The following is an 18,834-nucleotide window of genomic DNA, read 5'->3' as shown; positions in this document are numbered from 1 at the left end:
GAAGTCTTTTTTTTTGCTCATTTCTAACGTATACATTGAAATGTATATTATTTCGAAGTAAATCAATTAAAAAAGAATTACATTAAACGAGATATTTGATTTATATCTCTTTGAGTTAACATCGGATCAATGATAATGACTGGATGGATTGTTTCAATTTCTAGCTGGAAATCAGCAATAATAAATTCTATGTCGAGTTTATTTAATTTTTCCGACTCAAAGTCATCATAATTTGTATGAAGAAAATCAATATGATGACCAAATGCCTTTTTTAGTTTCATCGAAATGTAACGATGTACACCAGGTCCATTACTAGTTAGTAATAAAATCTTTTTTTTCCGTATGGATAAATTAATTTTTGATGCTTGGATATTTAAGGTTACTTTCGCAACACTTTCACTTGTTACTTCAGGATAAGATTTTTTTTTAGTCCAGTTAAATAAAATATTTGTCACTTGATTAAATAATTCAGGATAGTGTTTATATACATAACGATCAATTGAATAAGAAGGAGCTTTTTTTTCGATTGAAGTTAAGATTGAGTACCTTTTAAATTGATTTTGAAATGTATAAAGAAATTCTGCATCTTTAAGTAATGGAATACCAAGATTCTTTTCAAGCGTTTCTACTAAATCATAAAGCTCTTCATAATATGGTGTATTTTTATTATAAAAAATTGTTAAGAATTCTTGTTTCTCGATTTCGTTAAAACTAACATAAGGAAATTTTGAAATTGATAATGTAAATGCAATCCTCTCATTTAGAGAAATAGAAAGACTGAATTGATTTTCTATTTTGTCACTTATTTCACTTGAAACTTTATAGAATTCCGAATCTATAATTCTTACTAGGGTTTTATCATTTAATCCTAGATCAATTTCTTTTTCAATCCGATTAATCATTGTTGCAAGAAAATAAACATACTTGTTTGTCGTTAACGGATAAAGGAATAATTTGTGTTTTGTAGTTATAGTTGAAACGATATTTTTTAACTCAAAGAATGAAAATGTTTCGAAAGGCCAATTCTCATTTGAGTGTTTAGTATGAGAATAAAGTGCATCCAAAATATCACAACAAAGTAATCGGATTTCAAATTCTCTTCCATCTATTTCAAGTGGTCCGCGTTTTAATTTTAAATTATAAGACTTTAATAACCCTTCAACAGCATCTAGTATTTTATAAACTGCTTGTTGTGTAGCATAAAGAACCGTCGCTAATTCATTTATCGTTTTTATTTTTTTAAATTGAATGTACATGATTGCTTGGAATGTTAAAGAATTTTTTATATACAAAGAGCGAATCTGATTGACCGATCCAGTTATTGGTTTTTTAATATAAATCCCTTTACCTTTAATTGTTTCAATAACCCAGCCTTCAGGTAAATTCATGTTGATTGCTTGTAAATCATTTCTTATTGTTTTTTCAGTGCATGATAATTCCTTCGCTAAATCTTCAGTTTTAAACCACTTATCATGAGAAGTCAAAATATCAATTATTTGTAATTTTCTTTTATTTGATTTATCCATTTAGAATCACCACTTAAAGGAGTCCTTTTCTCTATTATTTCATTAATTTAAAATCTTATTATTTAAGCGGAATACAGTTAATTATTATGAATTACATCACGAAAATACGAATTGCAAATTACTATTTTTCGCAATATGTGAACATTTTCAACAGTTTATTATTATTTTTACCTAATACAAAGGTAAAAAAGAGCATATTCAATTCAAGATCTAAAGCGATAAAATATAAATCGTGTGATCCACAAATTTAAAAAAGGGAGTTAAAAATTATGAAATTTTCTAAAAGTGTAGTAGCTAGTTTAGTAGGAATTGCAACATTGGCAGGAACAATGCAAGGAGTTTATGCAGCAGATGGATTACCATCCGAAGGTAATTCAAAAGCAGTAGTATCGTTTATCGCTGGAACAGGACCGGTTGCACCTATAGATCCGACTGATCCAATGAATCCATTACTACCACCAAAACCAACTGATCCAACTGATCCACCAACAGGAAATACTGGCTCATTAACACTTGATTATGTATCATCCGTGGAATTTGGAACGAACGATATTTCTAATAAAACAGAAGTGTATTCCGCTAAATCAAAAAAGCCATTTATACAAGTATCTGATCGACGTGGAACAGGTGAGGGATGGACGGTCACTGCTAAAGCAAGCAAATTTTCAAATGGATCAAATGAAACATTGCTTGGAGCAGTTTTAACATTTAAAAATGGTTCAGTTATTTCGAATAGTTTAGGTGGTTCACCTAATCCAACCCAAACAGTAACTTTAAATACTGATGGTAGTACTATTTCACCTGTCGTTTCAGCATCACCTGGAAATGGTTTAGGTACATGGTTGACTAGTTGGCTAGGACTTAACCCTGACGTAAATGATGGTGCTCTTAATAATAACGTAACGTTAACTATCCCAGCTGGTTCAGCAACTGTTGGAAATCATGAAACAACCATTACTTGGACATTAACAGATGCTCCAGGAGTTTAATGGGAAGGACTAATTAAATTTAGAAATGCAAAATGTAAATCATAAAATAGGGCCATAAATAGTTACTCTTAACAAATTTGGCCCATCTTTTTAGTAAGGTACAAAAATGCAAAGGGGATTATTAAATGAATAGTAAACGTCAAATCGTATTGTTAATCTTATCCGCAATAATGTTAACTTTGTCAATTATCCCTTTATCAGTAAAAGCTTCATCAAATGAGGTAGACTTTTCGGTTCGAGCGAAAATTCCTACAAATCAAATAAATCACTTAAAATCTTATTTTGATATAAAAATGTACCCTGGACAAGTACAGGATTTAGAAATTGAAGTGTTCAATCATAGTAAAGAAGAAGAAACGATTGAAGCTAATCTAACATTTGCTACTACAAATGATAATGGTTTAATTGATTATTCAGAAACGAATTACAAAAATGCAGATAAAAGTTTAAAGTCTCCATTACCAAGCCTTGTAAAAAAACCACATAAAGAAATTGTTATTCCTGCAGGTAAATCAAAAGTAGTCAGTTTTACCATAACAATGCCTAAAGAAAAATATGAAGGAGTTCTATTAGGAGCGTTTCACTTTAAAAAGAAGTTAGATGAAAGGGAATTTAAATCAACTTCGGAAAGTATTCAAATAAAAAATCACTATGCCTATGTAGTAGGTATTAAATTAACAGAAACATTGAAGGAATTGTATCCAGAATTACATTTACTTCGTATCCAGCCTAAATTAGTTAATTTCCACACAGCAATTGCTGCCAATATCCAAAATAGTGAAGCTGTAATTATTGAAAAAATGAGTGTAGAAGCCGAAATCTATCAAAATGGTTCAAATAAAGTGTTATATAGTTCATACCGAGATGGATTAAATATGGCACCTAATTCTAATTTTAATTATGCAATTGATCTAAATAATGATCAGTTTAAACTTGGAAAGTATCGTTTAAAAATGAAAGCAATTGTAGGAACTCAAGTTTGGGAATGGGATGAAGCCTTTACAATTGGTAAAGAAACAAAAGAATTAAATAACAAGGCTGTAGAGATTAATAAAAATCACTTTTGGCTATATATTAGTGGTGCTTTACTATTAATCGGTGTAATTTATTTGTTATTCATTGGTAAAAAGAGAAACATTTAAGAGCATACATTAATATGAATTTAAGTATTGGAGGTCGCAATTTGATCTGTTGTTTTAAAAAAATAGTGATAGTTTTTTTATTAGTAATTAGTTTGATTAGCTTAATTGGTAATCAATCACTTGCTGCAATGCATGAAAATGAATTGCCTAATTGGGAAACACCTAATCCTACTTTTAAAAATACTGAAGAAAGTACTACCATTCCGAAGCATACTTTAACTAATTCCGCTTTGGTTAATGTTTCAACTTTTGCTGAATTTAGAGATGCACTTCGAAATGAATTAGTGGATGAAATCAATATCATAAAAGATATTACTGACGCTCCTTCAGGGACTGAAATCGTTGTACCCGGCCATAATGTTACGATTTATGGAAATAACAAAACCATTAATTTAAATACAAGTTGGATACGTCTCCAGAACATAACAAATTCCACACCATATTACTTTAAACTATTTGATGCAAATCTAATCAATACTGTGGCTGCTGCATTTGTTAATACTTATTATAATGATCCAAAAAGTGAATATTGGTCGCTCTCCTTTTCAAATATAACGACAAATACGAATATGCAACGTCTAGCAAGAGCCTCAAGAAGTAATATTACCTTTGGTGGAACGAATAAAATTAATATGAGAGCTGAAAACGTCTATGCAGGAGGGGTGACATTCCTTCCCAACACTAATTATGAAGGTGTAATAAGTTTTTACGACTATTCAATTATTTGGTTTCAAGACGGAGCGAGTTCAACAGGGAGGACAAGTCACCAATTTAATATCGGAGAGGGTGCTACAGTAAATTTAAAGGGAACATCGAATGGTGCAACTTATCCGGCTATTTTTCAATATTACGACTCAATCAATATTGCTCCTGGTGGATCGTTAAATGTTGAAAAACACGGAGTAACAGTTGCGTTCCATCAAGATAATTCGTCTTTAAATGTCGAACGAGGCGCGACATTCCGAGCGACAAGCTTAAGCTCTAGTACTAACATTGTAGGTATTGATGCAAGACGTCCTTTTGCTAAAAATATCTCAATTAATGCACAAGAAGGATCTAACTTTTTGGTTGAGGGAAATAGTACATCCCCGTTAATTAGTTTATCCACTCCAGGATCAAAACTAGTACTAACAAAACCAGCAAAATTTGATATTTGTAATAGCAATAATTTGGCAAGTTCTAACGGATACGCCGTACAGGTCGGTCTAGGTGCTTCGTTTGAGATCATAAAGTCAGATCTGAATGTATGGACAAAAGGATTGGACCTAGAAAAAGCATCAGCATTTAGTTGGTATAATGCTAGTTTACTATCTGATGTAAATGGTTTACCAATTTCTGCAAGTGAACCTAGTATTTTGGCTTATTTTAAAGGGAAAACTTTTTCTCGAATTTCAGCAACTAACTCACTAATCGTTATAACACTTAATGAAGTCACTAACGCAGATAAAAAACTTACAGGAAAAGTATTTGTTGATGGTCTCAAAGCGTTGCAAGGGCAAGTTGAATTGACGGTTTCAAATAACCAAGATAATCAAACATGGATTGATAGAACTGATCAGAATGGAAATTTTAATATCAATTTAGAGAAGTATTATAATGAACAATCTATATTCACTGTTACTGGCTCACGGTGGTCAAATCCAACAAAAGTAATACAAACAATCACTGTAAATGATAGAACACCGCCCACTCCTGCCTTTGTAAATGAACCTGTATCAATAGTAAGCAAATATATATTTGGAACAAGTGATGAACCTGGAGCAATAGTAACTGTTACTGTAAATGGAAAAGAAATCAATTTAAGGGAATCAATAGTAGTAGGAACTGATGGGAAGTGGGAGATTCCTTTGCATTCAGCATTACATGATGGGGATGTAGTTCAAATATTTTTAACTGATCAGAATAATAATAAAAATCCTGAAACTGATACAATCTTCCATGACGCTTATTTTTATAAAGCAACAAAAACAATCGTATCGAAAGAAACATCATTTAACCCAATATTAACATTTAATACAATTCCTAGTTCAGTTAATTTCAAAACGACTACCATTTCTTCGTTACAAACTTTCATCCAAAGAGATGAAGAGAATTGGAAAATGTCCGTTTTAGATTCAAGAGGAATAGGTTGTAATTGGATGATCACGGCATCAATTGACGAACCTTTAACATCGACTAGTAATCCATCACATAAAATGCTTAATGCATTAGTATATGTAAATAAAGATGGCGATTCGATACCATTAAATCAAAATGAATTAAAGGTATTTGAGCATACAACAGGAGCAGATCCGATTACTGATATTAATTGGACAAGTAATCAAGGAATTCTTGTGAAAACTAGTTTTGTGGATGTCTATTCAGAATCTTATAAAACGACTATTAACTGGACACTTACTAATGCTCCATGACGACATTTAGTTAATGCGCGAGACTTTATTTCTTTAAAAAAATCACAAAAGTAAAAATGGCAGGTTCCTTTTTAGGAAATCTGTCATTTTTTTTGAAGACCTTTAATATCTATGGTGATAGTGGTATTTTTTGATTTTATGGAAAGGGATGTTGGCCATTATAACAAATTTTGAAAAAAATAAAGCTAATGAGAAAATCGAAATCATTGATCGATTTCATGCAGAACGGATTATAAATCATTTGAACATACGGGAAGTTATTAAGTTGGCCTATATGCATTGGTCACTAGATCTGGAAAAAGGAGTTGTTGCCCTAGATCTATCAAATGGAAGACTTATAGGCTATTCAGAAGGGAATAACGTAATAAAAAGACCTAATAGTGAACAAATCGTAGTATTCGAACTAGATGATCATGTTGATGTTGATGATGTTACTATATTGCTTGGTAATTCAGGTGTAAAAGCATTACGTTCGTTTTTTCAAATAGATGACGAGACATTTTCAGCTAATATGAATTTTTGGACAGAAAAATATTTAAGCATCCATAATATGAGTATAAAAGATTTGCGAAATCAATTTATTAAAGTGTTATTCAAGGACTATAAACAAGCATTTTTCGATTCATGTATTAAAAACCAATTAAATCGAGTGTATTCATTTCATTTACAAAATGCCGTATTTTTTGAATAGACTTGTAGTAATTTAAAAAGTTCATTTACTTCTATTATATGTCCAGTAATCTTTTCCTCTTACACACATAAAAGTTATACTTAATATTAGGAAGCCCCTTAAAATAACCTGCATTTGTTTAACCTCTCTATCTTTGAACAAAAAATAGGTTTATAGAGTGATTGTTATACTTATTAGTTTGGATTGTAATTAAGGGAAATGTAAAATAATGCTAAACATGCTCGTTGAATAGATAAATTTAAAAAGGTCCTTTTCCTTGAGAGGGTCCTTTTTTAATAAGCTTTTTTCTAAAAGATTGCTGTTTTTAAAACAAACTGTAAATAAAGAAGTGAATTGGTAAAGTGCGAGATACCTGTGGGAGTAGCAAAGGAAGTGAGACCTAAGCAGGCGAACCAAGGAGGCTCATCGTACGCCGCACTAAAAAAGGAGCATTCTGAAGCTGAAATCGACGAATAACTTTTATAATTGCAACAAAGTTTACGAATACTGCCTTTTAAAAGGATCAACTATGATAAATAAAAAAAACAGCCTAGAGCTCGACATTAGGTATTATCCTCTAAGCCACATTTTAATGCGTTTAATGAGTACAAAAAATATTTATTTTATTCCATTTGGCCAAGATGATCCAATTAAAAAGCCTAATTCATTGGTAGCTAGAATGGAGTCTTTATTAGAGACAGTATATGCTTCAATTGAAGGAAAGCAGCTTCAACCTGTTTTAGTTGAAAAATATCGTGATTTACAATAATAATTTTAGAAAAAATTACTACGAAGTATTTTTTCTATGTTAGAATGAAGAAAATTGAGTATGTGTCAATAAGATACATACTCGTTCCTATGAAAAGAAATGTCCAAACTTAAATTTTTGAAAATCAACTTTATATCGCGTAAACTATTTAATAAAAGTTGAAAACAGGGAAGGTGCAAATAGTGGGGAATAAACAAAGTTATGTAGTAGCTGTAGTCGGAGCTACTGGAGCAGTTGGTCAACAAATGATTGCAACATTGGAAAAAAGAAACTTTCCAGTAAAAGAAATTAGATATTTATCATCAAAGCGCTCTGCTGGGTCAAAATTAACTTTTAATGGTCAAGAAGTAATAGTACAAGAAGCAACACCAGATGCATTTGAAGGTGTTGATATTGCATTATTTAGCGCTGGCGGTTCAGTTTCAAAAGAATTAGCACCTGAAGCAGTTAAAAGAGGGGCAGTAGTTGTAGATAATACTAGCGCTTTCAGAATGGCTGAAGATGTACCATTAGTTGTTCCTGAAGTGAATGATAAAGATTTATTTAATCATAAAGGTATCATTGCAAATCCTAACTGTTCTACTATTCAAATGGTTGTTGCACTTGAACCAATTAGGCAAACAATCGGATTAAATAAAGTTGTTGTTTCAACTTACCAAGCTGTTTCTGGAGCTGGTGTAACAGCAATTGACGCATTAAAAGAACAAGCGCAGGCATTTTTAAACGGTGAAGAAGCGAAGCCTTCTGTATTACCGGTAAAAAGCGGTGACAAGCATTATCAAATCGCATTTAATGCAATCCCTCAAATCGATGTTTTTACAGAGAACGGTTATACTTATGAAGAAATGAAAATGATAAATGAAACGAAGAAAATTATGCATTTACCTGAGTTACAAATCAGTGCTACTTGCGTTAGATTACCTGTTATATCTGGTCATTCAGAGTCAGTTTATATTGAAGTAGATAAAGAAGTATCAGTGGCAGAACTTAAATCAATTTTAAGTGATTCACCTGGTATTGTATTACAAGATGATCCAGATCAACAATTATACCCAATGCCATTTTATAGTATTGGAAGCAATGATGTATTTGTTGGTCGAATCCGTAAAGATTTAGATAATCCATTAGGATTCCATTTATGGATTGTATCGGATAACTTATTAAAAGGTGCTGCTTGGAATTCAGTGCAAATTGCTGAAAGATTAATTGAGTTAAGCATCATTTAGTGAATACAGCTAGAGAGGTGCAAGAATGAAGATATTAGTCCAAAAATTTGGTGGGACTTCAGTTCGTGACGAAAATGGAAGAAAACACGCACTAAGACATATAAAAGAAGCATTAGAAAAAGGGTATAAATTAGTTGTAGTTGTATCTGCAATGGGACGGAAAGGTGAACCATATGCAACTGATACGTTATTAAATTTAGTAGGTGCAAAAAGAAGCAAAGTTTCACAACGTGAGCTTGATTTATTAATGTCATGTGGTGAAACGATTTCTTCAATCGTTTTTTCGAATCTGCTAAATGAAAACGGCATTCATTCTCTGGCTATGACAGGTGCAACTGCTGGTTTTAGAACAAATGATGAATTTGGTAATGCAAAAATTCTTGATATGAAATGTGGACGCCTACTAAAAGAATTAGAAAACTATGATGTTGTCGTAGTTGCTGGTTTTCAAGGGGTAACAACAAAAGGGGATGTCACAACATTAGGTAGAGGTGGAAGTGATACTTCAGCATCAGCATTAGGAGTTGCAGTTGGAGCAGAAACTATTGAAATCTTTACGGATGTTGAAGGTGTTATGACAGCAGATCCTAGGATTGTTAAGGAAGCGAGACCATTGTCAGTAGTAACGTACGCGGAGATCTGTAATATGGCATATCAGGGTGCAAAAGTTATCCATCCGAGAGCGGTTGAAATAGCTATGCAAGGTAAAGTGCCGATCAGAATCCGATCAACTTATTCAGACAGTTTAGGTACACTTGTAACAAGTAATCCGTCACAAAGATTAATTGGTGGAGACATCCAAGATCGATTAATTACAGGTATAGCGCATGTTCCAAATGTAACACAAATACGTGTAACCTCGAAGGAGCACACATTTGATTTACATTCCCAAGTTTTTAAAGCAATGGCGAATAAAGGGATAAGTGTTGATTTTATCAACATTTCACCAAATGGCGTTGTTTATACAGTAAGTGATGAAGTCGCTACAAAAGCGATCGATGTATTAAAAGGGATTGGCTATGAACCTTCATTTACAAAAGGTTGTGCAAAAGTATCAATCGTAGGAGCTGCGATAGCAGGTGTTCCTGGAGTAACTTCAAAAATTGTTACTGCACTTTCAGAAAAAGGTATACAAATACTTCAATCGGCGGATAGTCATACAACGATTTGGGTACTTGTTAAAAATGAAGATATGATTGAAGCGGTTACTGCACTACATGAGGCTTTCGAACTTAGTTCAGTAAAAATGGATTAACTATTGATCGGAGTGGGAAAATGAGTAGATTTGGTAAAATTTCAACTGCGATGGTAACGCCTTTCGATTCGAAAGGTAATATTGATTTCGCAAAAACAACGAAACTTGTGAATTTTTTAATTGATAATGGAACAGATTCACTAGTTGTTTGTGGAACAACAGGAGAATCACCAACGTTAACATCTGAGGAAAAATTAGCTTTAATAAGCCATGTTGTAACAACTGTTAATGGCCGAATTCCAGTTTTAGCAGGTACTGGAAGTAATAATACCCGTGAAACAGTGGAATTGACGAAAAAAGTATCCGCGCTTGGTGTAGATGCAATCATGGTTGTTGTACCATATTATAATAAACCGAACCAAGAAGGGCTTTATCAGCATTTTAAAGCAGCAGCAGAAAGTACTGAATTACCAGTTATGTTATATAACGTACCTGGTAGAACAATTGCTAGTCTATCAGTAGATACAGTTGTAAGACTTTCTGAAATACCAAATATCGTCGCGATTAAAGATGCGACAGGTAACTTAGTTATTATGACAGAAATTATCGATCGAACTTCTGACGATTTTGAATTATATTGCGGAGATGATGGTTTAACTTTACCAGCATTTGCAATTGGTTCAAAAGGAACTGTTTCAGTTGCATCGCATGTGTTAGGAAATGAAATGCAACAGTTAGCTGAAAGTTACTTTACTGGTAATATGGAAAAAGCACAATTTTTACATCGTAAACTTTCTCCTTTATTCGAAGGTTTCTTTATGGCGCCAAGTCCAAGTCCAATCAAAACTGCTCTTCAAATGAAAGGCTTAGATGTGGGCGGTGTACGCTTACCACTTGTACCATTATCTGAAAATGAACGTACTACTTTAAGTTCATTAATGAACCAATTAGAAGAAGCGTTACAAAAATAACAAAATAAAATAAAAACCACTTTTGATGGATCCATACTAATTGGATCATCGAAAGTGGTTTTTAATTTTTATTTAACTTTTTTACAAGTTAAATCAGTAAAAGTAAGTAGAAATTTTCATGCCTTTTGTAATTCAATTTTCCTTATTAAGGAAGAATGTATCTTGTTTTACCTGTTCTTACTAGGATATAATGTTTGTAAGATTTTGAACGGTCTGTAAATTTAAAAGTTTGCTAGGAGGAACAGGTAGTGGTTAAAGAATTAAGTCAACAAGTTAAAGTGTTTGCCCTTGGTGGGGTAGGTGAAATCGGAAAAAATATGTATGTTGTCGAAGTCGGGGAATCAATTTATGTTCTAGATGCAGGATTAAAGTTCCCGGATCAAGAAATGTATGGTATAGATCATGTTATACCTGACGTAAGTTATTTAGAAAAAAACGCTCAAAGACTAGTGGGTGTTTTTATCACACATGGTCACGAAGATCATATTGGTGCGATTCCTTATATAATGAAAAAGCTTCCGGAAGTTAAATTTTATACAAATAAACTAGCTTTATTATTTATTAGAGAGAAATTAAGTGAAAAAGGGATTAAAAATCTATCTCAATTTGAAGTTTACGATGAAAATAGTAAGTTTAATTTTGATGATAGTTCAATAAGCTTCTTCCGTACGACTCACAGTATTCCAGATTCGTTTGGATTTTGTATTGATACACCTCAGGGAGCGGTTGTTTATACTGGAGATTTTAAATTCGATCAATCAAAAAGTCCATATCCTGGGGCAGACCTAGGGAAACTAGCATTAATAGGGGACAAAGGTGTTTTATGCTTATTATCTGATAGTACAAATGCAGAAAGACAAGGATTTTCTGGTTCAGAGAAAAAAGTTTCTGAAGAAATTAAAAAAGAGGTAACGAATGCAAAGGGTCGAGTGATTATAGCTTGTTTTGCATCAAATATTTATCGAATTCAACAAGTGATTAATGCCTGTGTTTCAGCTAATCGTAAATTAGCAGTAGTCGGTAGTAGCATGGTTAAGTCTATCGAAATTGCAAAAGAATTAGATTACCTAACAATACCAGATGATTTAATGATTTCTGTTGTTGATACGGACAACTATAAAGAAAGAGACATTGTTATCTTAACTACTGGTACACAAGGAGAACCAATGGCAGCTCTTTCTCGAATTGCGAAAGGTGCACATAAACAAGTATCTATTCGAAAAGGTGATACAGTGCTGATGGCGGCAACACCTATTCCAGGTAATGAAATGCTTGTTGCATCTTCAGTTAATTTATTATTCAGAGCTGGAGCCAATGTAATTTATGGCTATAAGAAAGTGCATGTTTCAGGACATGGATATGAAGAAGAATTAAAATTAATGCTAGAATTAATGAAACCAAAATATTTCTTACCTGTTCATGGTGAGTTTCGCATGCAAAAAGCACATGGTCATATCGGTGAAGAGGTTGGAATTGCAAAAGAAAATATCTATATAATCGCAAAAGGGGATATTGTCTCCTTTAAAAATGGAATTGCAAGCAAAACCGAAAAAGTAGAAGTAGGAAATGTACTAATTGATGGCATTGGAGTAGGCGATGTTGGAAATATCGTTTTAAGAGATCGAAAGCTTCTTTCTCAAGACGGAATACTGGTTGTAGTCGTAACGTTTAATAAACAAAGAAGGCTAATCATTTCAGGTCCTGAAATTATAACGCGCGGTTTTGTTTATGTACGAGAATCAGAAAAACTAATTACAAGATCATCTGAAATTGTAAAAGATATTACTGAAAAAATGCTGCAAAATGATCAAATCGAATGGACATTATTGAAAAATTCTATAAGAGATGGCCTTAGTGCTTATTTATACGAAGAGACTAAACGTAGACCAATGATCCTTCCAATTCTAATGGAAGTATGATATTTGAAGAGAAGCAATGATTTTATGCTTCTCTTCTTCTCGAAATTGGGTATGTTTTCCTTACTATTTTCACATACTAAATTGTATGAAATAAGATAGGGGGAACCGTTTTGTCAAATTCAAATAATGAAACACCAATCCCAAATGAAGAAGCGCCAGCAAAGCCAAATGATCAAAAAGATATGAGTCTAGTTGAAAAAATACAACAACTTGGGCAAACCAATGTACCAAATAGTAATGATTCAAAAATACATTGCTTATCAATAATTGGTCAAATTGAAGGTCATGTTCAATTACCGCCTCAAAATAAGACAACAAAATATGAGCACTTAATACCTCAATTAGTGGCGATTGAGCAAAATCCGAAAATTGAAGGTTTATTAATTGTTTTAAATACGGTTGGTGGGGATGTAGAAGCAGGATTAGCAATATCCGAAATGATTTCTACATTAACAAAACCGACAGTATCAATCGTTCTCGGTGGAGGACACAGTATAGGTGTTCCAATTGCAGTCAGTACAAGCTACTCTTTCATAGCTGAAACAGCTACGATGACGATTCATCCTATTCGCTTAACTGGTTTAGTGATAGGCGTACCACAAACATTTGAATATCTTGATAAAATGCAAGAACGAGTAACTAAATTTGTAACAAAGCATTCCAAAATAACTGAAGAACGTTTCAAAGAATTAATGTTTACAAAAGGTAATTTAACTCGTGATATCGGATCTAATGTTGTTGGAATAGATGCAGTAAAATATGGGTTGATCGACGATGTCGGAGGTATTGGTCAAGCGCTAAGCAAGCTTCAAGAATTAATAGACGAAAGAAAAGAATTATCCAATAAAGAGGAGAATGCCATTTGATTCTTTATACTATTATGCCACTTGAATCTATCTATCCAGTGGATCAACAAGAATATACTACGCAACAATATATGGAATACAACGGTGTGCCAATGTTGGTTGATAGTGTTGGTGGAGCATCGTTTGAAATAAAACGAATTGTAAGTACAGACCCAGAGCATTACATGCAATATACTCCAGGACAAAGGATTTTAATCTTTCCATCATAAGTTAAATAATAACAATACATGGTAAACATATGTTCTGATATGTTATAATGAATGCAAATTAAGAAAGCAGCCAAAAGGCTGCTTTCTTTGGCGAATCTATAATTAGATGGGGGTGAATTACATGGCAAAACAAAAACAGCAAAAATCAAAAGGTCGGAAAAATGTAAGTGGGTCTGGTTCAATTTGGTATGAGATTAGTGGATTATTATTTATCGCACTTTCAATCATTACGATTTTAAAATTAGGCATTGTCGGAAAATCTTTTGTACTATTCTTACGCTTTTTCTTTGGTGAATGGTATATGCTTAGTTTTCTATTTATTATTGGTCTATCTGCTTATAGTATTATTTACCGAAAAAGACCACCTTTTATATCGAGTATGACAATTGGTGGACTATTAATCTTCTTTAGTATATTGATGTTTAGTCATGTTACTCTATTTGATTTATTAGCGAAAAATAATCAATTTCCTAATCAGTCTGTCATAGATAGTACGTTTCAATTGTTTATGATCGAAGCAAAAGGGCAAATAAAATCCGTTGATTTAGGCGGTGGTATGATCGGTGCAGTTTTATTTGCAATACTCTATTTCCTATTCGAGAGAACAGGTGCAATTCTATTCGGCATTATCGCTATTGTTGCTGGTATTTTATTCATTACTGGGAAACCACTTGGAGGATATCTATACCAATATATTATGCCGAAAATAGGAAATTTAATTTCAGACTTTTTTAAAGACATTCGTAATTTTTGGAAACGTGATCCAAAAACGAATACAAATACAAGTAGACGTGCCGTTGCGAAGCAAAAAAGAAAAGCTGAAAAAGAGATTAATGAGGAACTTGAAAATGAAGTTTCGATAAGCGGTAGTTCAAACTTTCAAGTAGAAAATTTAAATGAAGTATCTGTGGTAGAGGAACCAAAAGAAATTCAAATCGAATATGCACCTACATATCATGCGCCAAGTAATGAACCTATACAAATCATCCAAGGACTTCCTACTAAACAACAGTCCGTTCATGTAGATGACGATGAAAACTCGATTGAATTACCAGTTGCGGAAGTTAATGATGATGAAAAGGTAGATTATGTTTTACCATCAATTGAATTATTAGCACTTCCTAAAGGGATTAAGCAAAGGGAGAATGAATCAAAACTAAAAGAAAACGCGGACAAGCTTGAAAGAACATTTCAAAGTTTTGGTGTAAAAGCAAAGGTGACGAAAGTTCATCATGGTCCTGCTGTTACGAAATATGAAGTTTATCCTGATGCTGGAGTAAAAGTTAGTCGAATTGTTAATTTAAGTGATGATTTAGCTTTAGCACTTGCTGCGAAAGACATTCGTATCGAAGCACCTATTCCAGGTAAGTCTGCAGTTGGGATTGAAGTTCCGAATACACATATAACTACCGTTTTATTAAGGGAAGTATTAGAAAACAAGAATCCTAAAATTCAAAACCCACTTGCTGTTTCATTAGGAAAAGATATAGCAGGTGAAGCTGTAATTGCAGAATTAAATAAAATGCCACATTTACTTGTTGCGGGTGCGACTGGTAGTGGGAAGAGTGTATGTATAAATGGAATTATTGTAAGTTTATTAATGAATGCAAAACCATCGGAAGTTAAATTAATGTTAATCGATCCTAAAATGGTTGAATTAAATGTATACAATGGAATTCCACATTTACTTACTCCGGTTGTTACTAATCCTAAAAAAGCTTCTCAAGCTTTGAGGAAAGTTGTAAGTGAAATGGAAAGAAGGTATGAATTATTCTCTCATACGGGAACTAGAAATATTGAAGCTTATAATGAATTAATTCGACAAAATAATAATATGATGGATGCTAAACAGCCTCTTTTACCTTTCATCGTAGTAATTGTCGATGAATTAGCAGACTTAATGATGGTTGCTTCAAGTGATGTGGAAGATTCGATTACAAGGCTAGCACAAATGGCTCGAGCTGCTGGCATTCATTTAATAATTGCAACTCAAAGACCATCGGTAGATGTTATTACTGGGGTAATAAAAGCAAATATACCTTCACGAATCGCATTTAGTGTATCTTCTCAAACGGATTCAAGAACAATATTAGATACTGGTGGTGCTGAGAAATTACTAGGTAGAGGAGATATGCTTTACCAACCGATCGGTGCATCTAAACCAACACGTGTGCAAGGAGCATTCTTATCTGATGATGAAGTGGAGAGAGTGGTTGAATTTTCAATTTCTCAGCAAAAAGCACAATATCAAGAGGAAATGATGGTAAAGGAAGAGAAAGATGGAAAATCGCAAGTGGATGATGAATTGTACGGTGAAGCTGTGGAACTAGTAACAAATATGCAATCCGCATCCGTTTCTTTACTACAAAGAAGATTCCGTATTGGCTATACTAGAGCTGCGAGGTTAATTGATTCAATGGAAGATAATGGAATTGTCGGTCCTTATGAAGGTAGTAAGCCAAGAGAAGTATTAATAAGTAAACCGGTTGAAGATGAACAAGCTTCATCCTAATCTTTTGAAAATTTCGTCGAACTTTGTTGACAGTTTTAAACAATTGATGCTATTATTTTCTTCAGATAGATGTAGGTCCTCATATAAATTCGACATTATGGGTCGAAAGTTTCTACATTGCAACCAATATTTGCAATACTATGGGGAAAAAGCATTATTATGGAGAACGTGATTTAGCCCGAATAAATCTAGAACTCTTATAATCTAGCTTTTTCACTGTGTGAAACGGAAGGATTATAAGAGTTTTTTTATGCGGATTTTAGCTGAAATGAACATGTTCGACAAAATGAATAAAGCGTTTACAAAAAATATACAGAAAGTATTGAAAAGATTATAAAATAACAGTATAGTAAAGATGGATTATACGACAGATGTCTAACAACAGATGTCCGAAATCCGAAGTTTGGGGGATGGGACATGAAGATTAAAACAGATTCCAGATTACTCTATCTCCAAGTGATGGATAGAATAAAACAAGATATAGAGAATGGTGTTTATTTGCCACATCATAAGTTACCTTCAGAGTATGAGTTATCTAAAATATTTGGAGTTAGTAGAGCAACATTAAGAGAAGCGTTAAGGGTTTTAGAAGAAGAAAATATATTAATCAGACGACATGGTGTTGGTACATTTGTCAAACCTAAACCGATTTTTCGGACAGGTATTGAACAACTAAGCAGTGTCTCAGAAATGATCGTCGAGGCTGGTAAAGAACCTGGTACAATCTTTTTATCTTCTAAACTATTAGTTCCAACAAAAGAAGATTTAAAAAACTTCACAATTTCTGAAGAAGATCGAATACATGTAGTAGAGCGAATTCGTACCGCAAACGGAGAACCGGTTGTTTATTGTGTTGATAAATTACCTACCAATTTATTTAAGCAAGTTCCGTCATTTGAAGACCACTCATTTTTTTCGTTTATCAAAAAAGAGACTGGTCGAAATATTGAATATTCAAGTGCACGAATTGAGCCAATTGGTTACCATGATAAAGTATCTCCTTTACTACAGTGTGAACCAGAAGTTTCACTTTTATTAATAGAACAACTTCATTTTGACGATTTAAATCGTGCGGTTTTACATTCTTATAATTACTTCAGAGCGGATCAATTTAGCTTTAATGTTTTAAGAAAAAGAAATTAACTGCATATACAATAGTAATTTTACTAAAAATAAAATTGGCTGGTATTTCAAATATTATTTACTGAAAATTTCATTAAAATTTATTAGGGAGGTGGATCGTTAAAGAAACGATTATATACCAAGCTAGTACAAATGTAAATAAATATTAAGGGGGCAAATGGTTATGAAAATGAAGAAAGCTGGTCTTATTCTTTCTATGGCTTTAGCTGCAGGAACTATTTTAGGCGCATGTGGTAAAGACAATGGTAAAAAAGATGTTGAAGGCGCATTTAAAGTAGGTATGGTAACAGATGCAGGTACGATTGACGATAAGTCATTCAACCAAGGAACTTGGGAAGGTATCCAAGCTGGTGCTAAAGACTTAAACTTCGATGTAAAGAAAGACACAAAATACTTAAAACCAACTGGTACTACTGAAGCTGATTACTTAAAAGAAATTGGTAACTTAAACGATGCTGGTTATAAATTCATCGTAACACCTGGTTTCAAATTTGAAACTGCAATCTTTAAAGCGCAAGATAAATACAAAGATGACAAATTCGTTATCATTGATGGAACTCCACACGCAGGTGATTTCAAACCTGTAGTAAAAGATAACACAGTTTCTATTTTCTTCGCAGAACATGAAGCTGGTTACTTAGCTGGTGTTGCTACTGCACTTCAATTAAAAACTGGTGATGTTGGTTTCATCGGTGGTATGGAAATTCCTGCAGTTCAAAAATTCAACTGGGGCTTCCAACAAGGTGTTAAATATGCAAACGAAAACCTTGGAACAAAAATCTCTTTAAAAGCTGAAAACGTTGTTTATGAAGGAAGCTTCAATAACGTAGCTGGTGGACAACAAATTGCTGCACAAATGTACGATCGTGGCGTTAAAGCAATCTTCTGTGCTGCTGGTGGTGTAGGTGTAGGTGCAATTAACGAATCTAAAGCTCGTGCTAAAAATGGTAAAGAGGCTTGGATTATCGGTGTAGACGTTGACCAATACTCAGAAGGTATTTATGAAGGCGACAAATCTACAATCTTAACTTCTGCTATGAAAGATATTTCTAAAGCTGCATCTGATATGATGAAAGCTGAAAAAGATGGAAAATTCCCAGGTGGACAAACTTTAACATTTGATGCTAAAAATGACGGTGTTCACTTACCAGAAAAAAATCCTAACTTAAGTGACGATACTTTATCTAAAGTTGATGACGTATTTGGCAAAATTAAGTCTGGTGAAATTGTAGTTTCAAGCGAAAGAGGAAGCTTATTAAAATAATTAGTAAGTTCGAATCTTAATG

14 protein-coding genes, 1 pseudogene and 1 riboswitch are annotated in these 18,834 nt (G+C 33.2%); of the genes and pseudogenes, 14 read left to right on the top strand and 1 reads right to left on the bottom strand.

Annotated features, from left to right (window positions below; translation table 11 throughout):
• Positions 1-77 precede the first annotated feature (77 nt).
• Positions 78-1,526, bottom strand: a complete 1,449-nt coding sequence (locus B7R65_RS02570; RefSeq protein ID WP_088041178.1) for a BglG family transcription antiterminator — start codon at positions 1,524-1,526, stop codon at positions 78-80.
• Positions 1,527-1,795: 269 nt separating this feature from the next.
• On the opposite strand from B7R65_RS02570, the gene B7R65_RS02565 reads away from it, so the two are divergent.
• From B7R65_RS02565 to B7R65_RS02500, 14 genes and pseudogenes are all read left to right on the top strand, one after another.
• Positions 1,796-2,515, top strand: a complete 720-nt coding sequence (locus tag B7R65_RS02565) for a WxL domain-containing protein (protein WP_088041177.1) — start codon at positions 1,796-1,798, stop codon at positions 2,513-2,515.
• Between the two features lie 125 nt (positions 2,516-2,640).
• Complete coding sequence (locus tag B7R65_RS02560) at positions 2,641-3,657, top strand: WxLIP family cell surface protein (RefSeq protein WP_088041176.1); 1,017 nt, start codon at positions 2,641-2,643, stop codon at positions 3,655-3,657.
• A 65-nt stretch (positions 3,658-3,722) separates the two neighbouring features.
• On the top strand, positions 3,723-6,068 hold the full coding sequence (locus B7R65_RS02555; RefSeq protein ID WP_218780383.1) for a pectate lyase-like adhesive domain-containing protein: 2,346 nt from the start codon (positions 3,723-3,725) through the stop codon (positions 6,066-6,068).
• A gap of 151 nt (positions 6,069-6,219) precedes the next feature.
• Complete coding sequence (locus tag B7R65_RS02550) at positions 6,220-6,759, top strand: hypothetical protein (RefSeq protein WP_218780382.1); 540 nt, start codon at positions 6,220-6,222, stop codon at positions 6,757-6,759.
• Between the two features lie 568 nt (positions 6,760-7,327).
• A pseudogene (gene spoVFB / locus B7R65_RS02545) lies at positions 7,328-7,507 on the top strand (dipicolinate synthase subunit B); the annotation flags it as partial.
• A gap of 182 nt (positions 7,508-7,689) precedes the next feature.
• A complete protein-coding gene (gene asd / locus B7R65_RS02540; protein WP_142288184.1) occupies positions 7,690-8,733 on the top strand; it encodes an aspartate-semialdehyde dehydrogenase in 1,044 nt (347 codons plus the stop codon).
• A 25-nt stretch (positions 8,734-8,758) separates the two neighbouring features.
• The gene (gene dapG, locus B7R65_RS02535) at positions 8,759-9,988 is read left to right on the top strand and encodes an aspartate kinase (protein ID WP_088041173.1); all 1,230 of its coding nucleotides are present in this window, start codon (positions 8,759-8,761) and stop codon (positions 9,986-9,988) included.
• Between the two features lie 20 nt (positions 9,989-10,008).
• The gene (gene dapA, locus B7R65_RS02530; RefSeq protein ID WP_088041172.1) at positions 10,009-10,899 is read left to right on the top strand and encodes a 4-hydroxy-tetrahydrodipicolinate synthase; all 891 of its coding nucleotides are present in this window, start codon (positions 10,009-10,011) and stop codon (positions 10,897-10,899) included.
• A 248-nt stretch (positions 10,900-11,147) separates the two neighbouring features.
• A complete protein-coding gene (locus B7R65_RS02525; protein ID WP_088041171.1) occupies positions 11,148-12,818 on the top strand; it encodes a ribonuclease J in 1,671 nt (556 codons plus the stop codon).
• Positions 12,819-13,000: 182 nt separating this feature from the next.
• The gene (locus tag B7R65_RS02520) at positions 13,001-13,684 is read left to right on the top strand and encodes a ClpP family protease (protein ID WP_088041290.1); all 684 of its coding nucleotides are present in this window, start codon (positions 13,001-13,003) and stop codon (positions 13,682-13,684) included.
• Positions 13,681-13,893: a YlzJ-like family protein gene (locus B7R65_RS02515; RefSeq protein WP_088041170.1), complete on the top strand. Its 213-nt coding sequence runs from the start codon at positions 13,681-13,683 to the stop codon at positions 13,891-13,893. Before B7R65_RS02520 ends, B7R65_RS02515 begins: the two co-directional genes overlap by 4 nt.
• Positions 13,894-14,014: 121 nt before the next feature.
• Positions 14,015-16,405, top strand: coding sequence for an FtsK/SpoIIIE family DNA translocase (locus tag B7R65_RS02510; protein ID WP_088041169.1), 2,391 nt, complete (start codon positions 14,015-14,017; stop codon positions 16,403-16,405).
• A gap of 59 nt (positions 16,406-16,464) precedes the next feature.
• A riboswitch (purine riboswitch) is annotated at positions 16,465-16,566 on the top strand.
• A gap of 256 nt (positions 16,567-16,822) precedes the next feature.
• Complete coding sequence (locus tag B7R65_RS02505) at positions 16,823-17,548, top strand: GntR family transcriptional regulator (protein WP_088041168.1); 726 nt, start codon at positions 16,823-16,825, stop codon at positions 17,546-17,548.
• A 169-nt stretch (positions 17,549-17,717) separates the two neighbouring features.
• The gene (locus B7R65_RS02500) at positions 17,718-18,812 is read left to right on the top strand and encodes a BMP family lipoprotein (RefSeq protein ID WP_218780388.1); all 1,095 of its coding nucleotides are present in this window, start codon (positions 17,718-17,720) and stop codon (positions 18,810-18,812) included.
• The last annotated feature ends 22 nt before the right edge of the window (positions 18,813-18,834 follow it).

The organism is Bacillus sp. EAC (assembly GCF_002156875.1).
Lineage (GTDB): Bacteria > Bacillota > Bacilli > Bacillales > Bacillaceae_G > Gottfriedia.
This window is presented reverse-complemented; position numbering and strand designations above follow the sequence as displayed.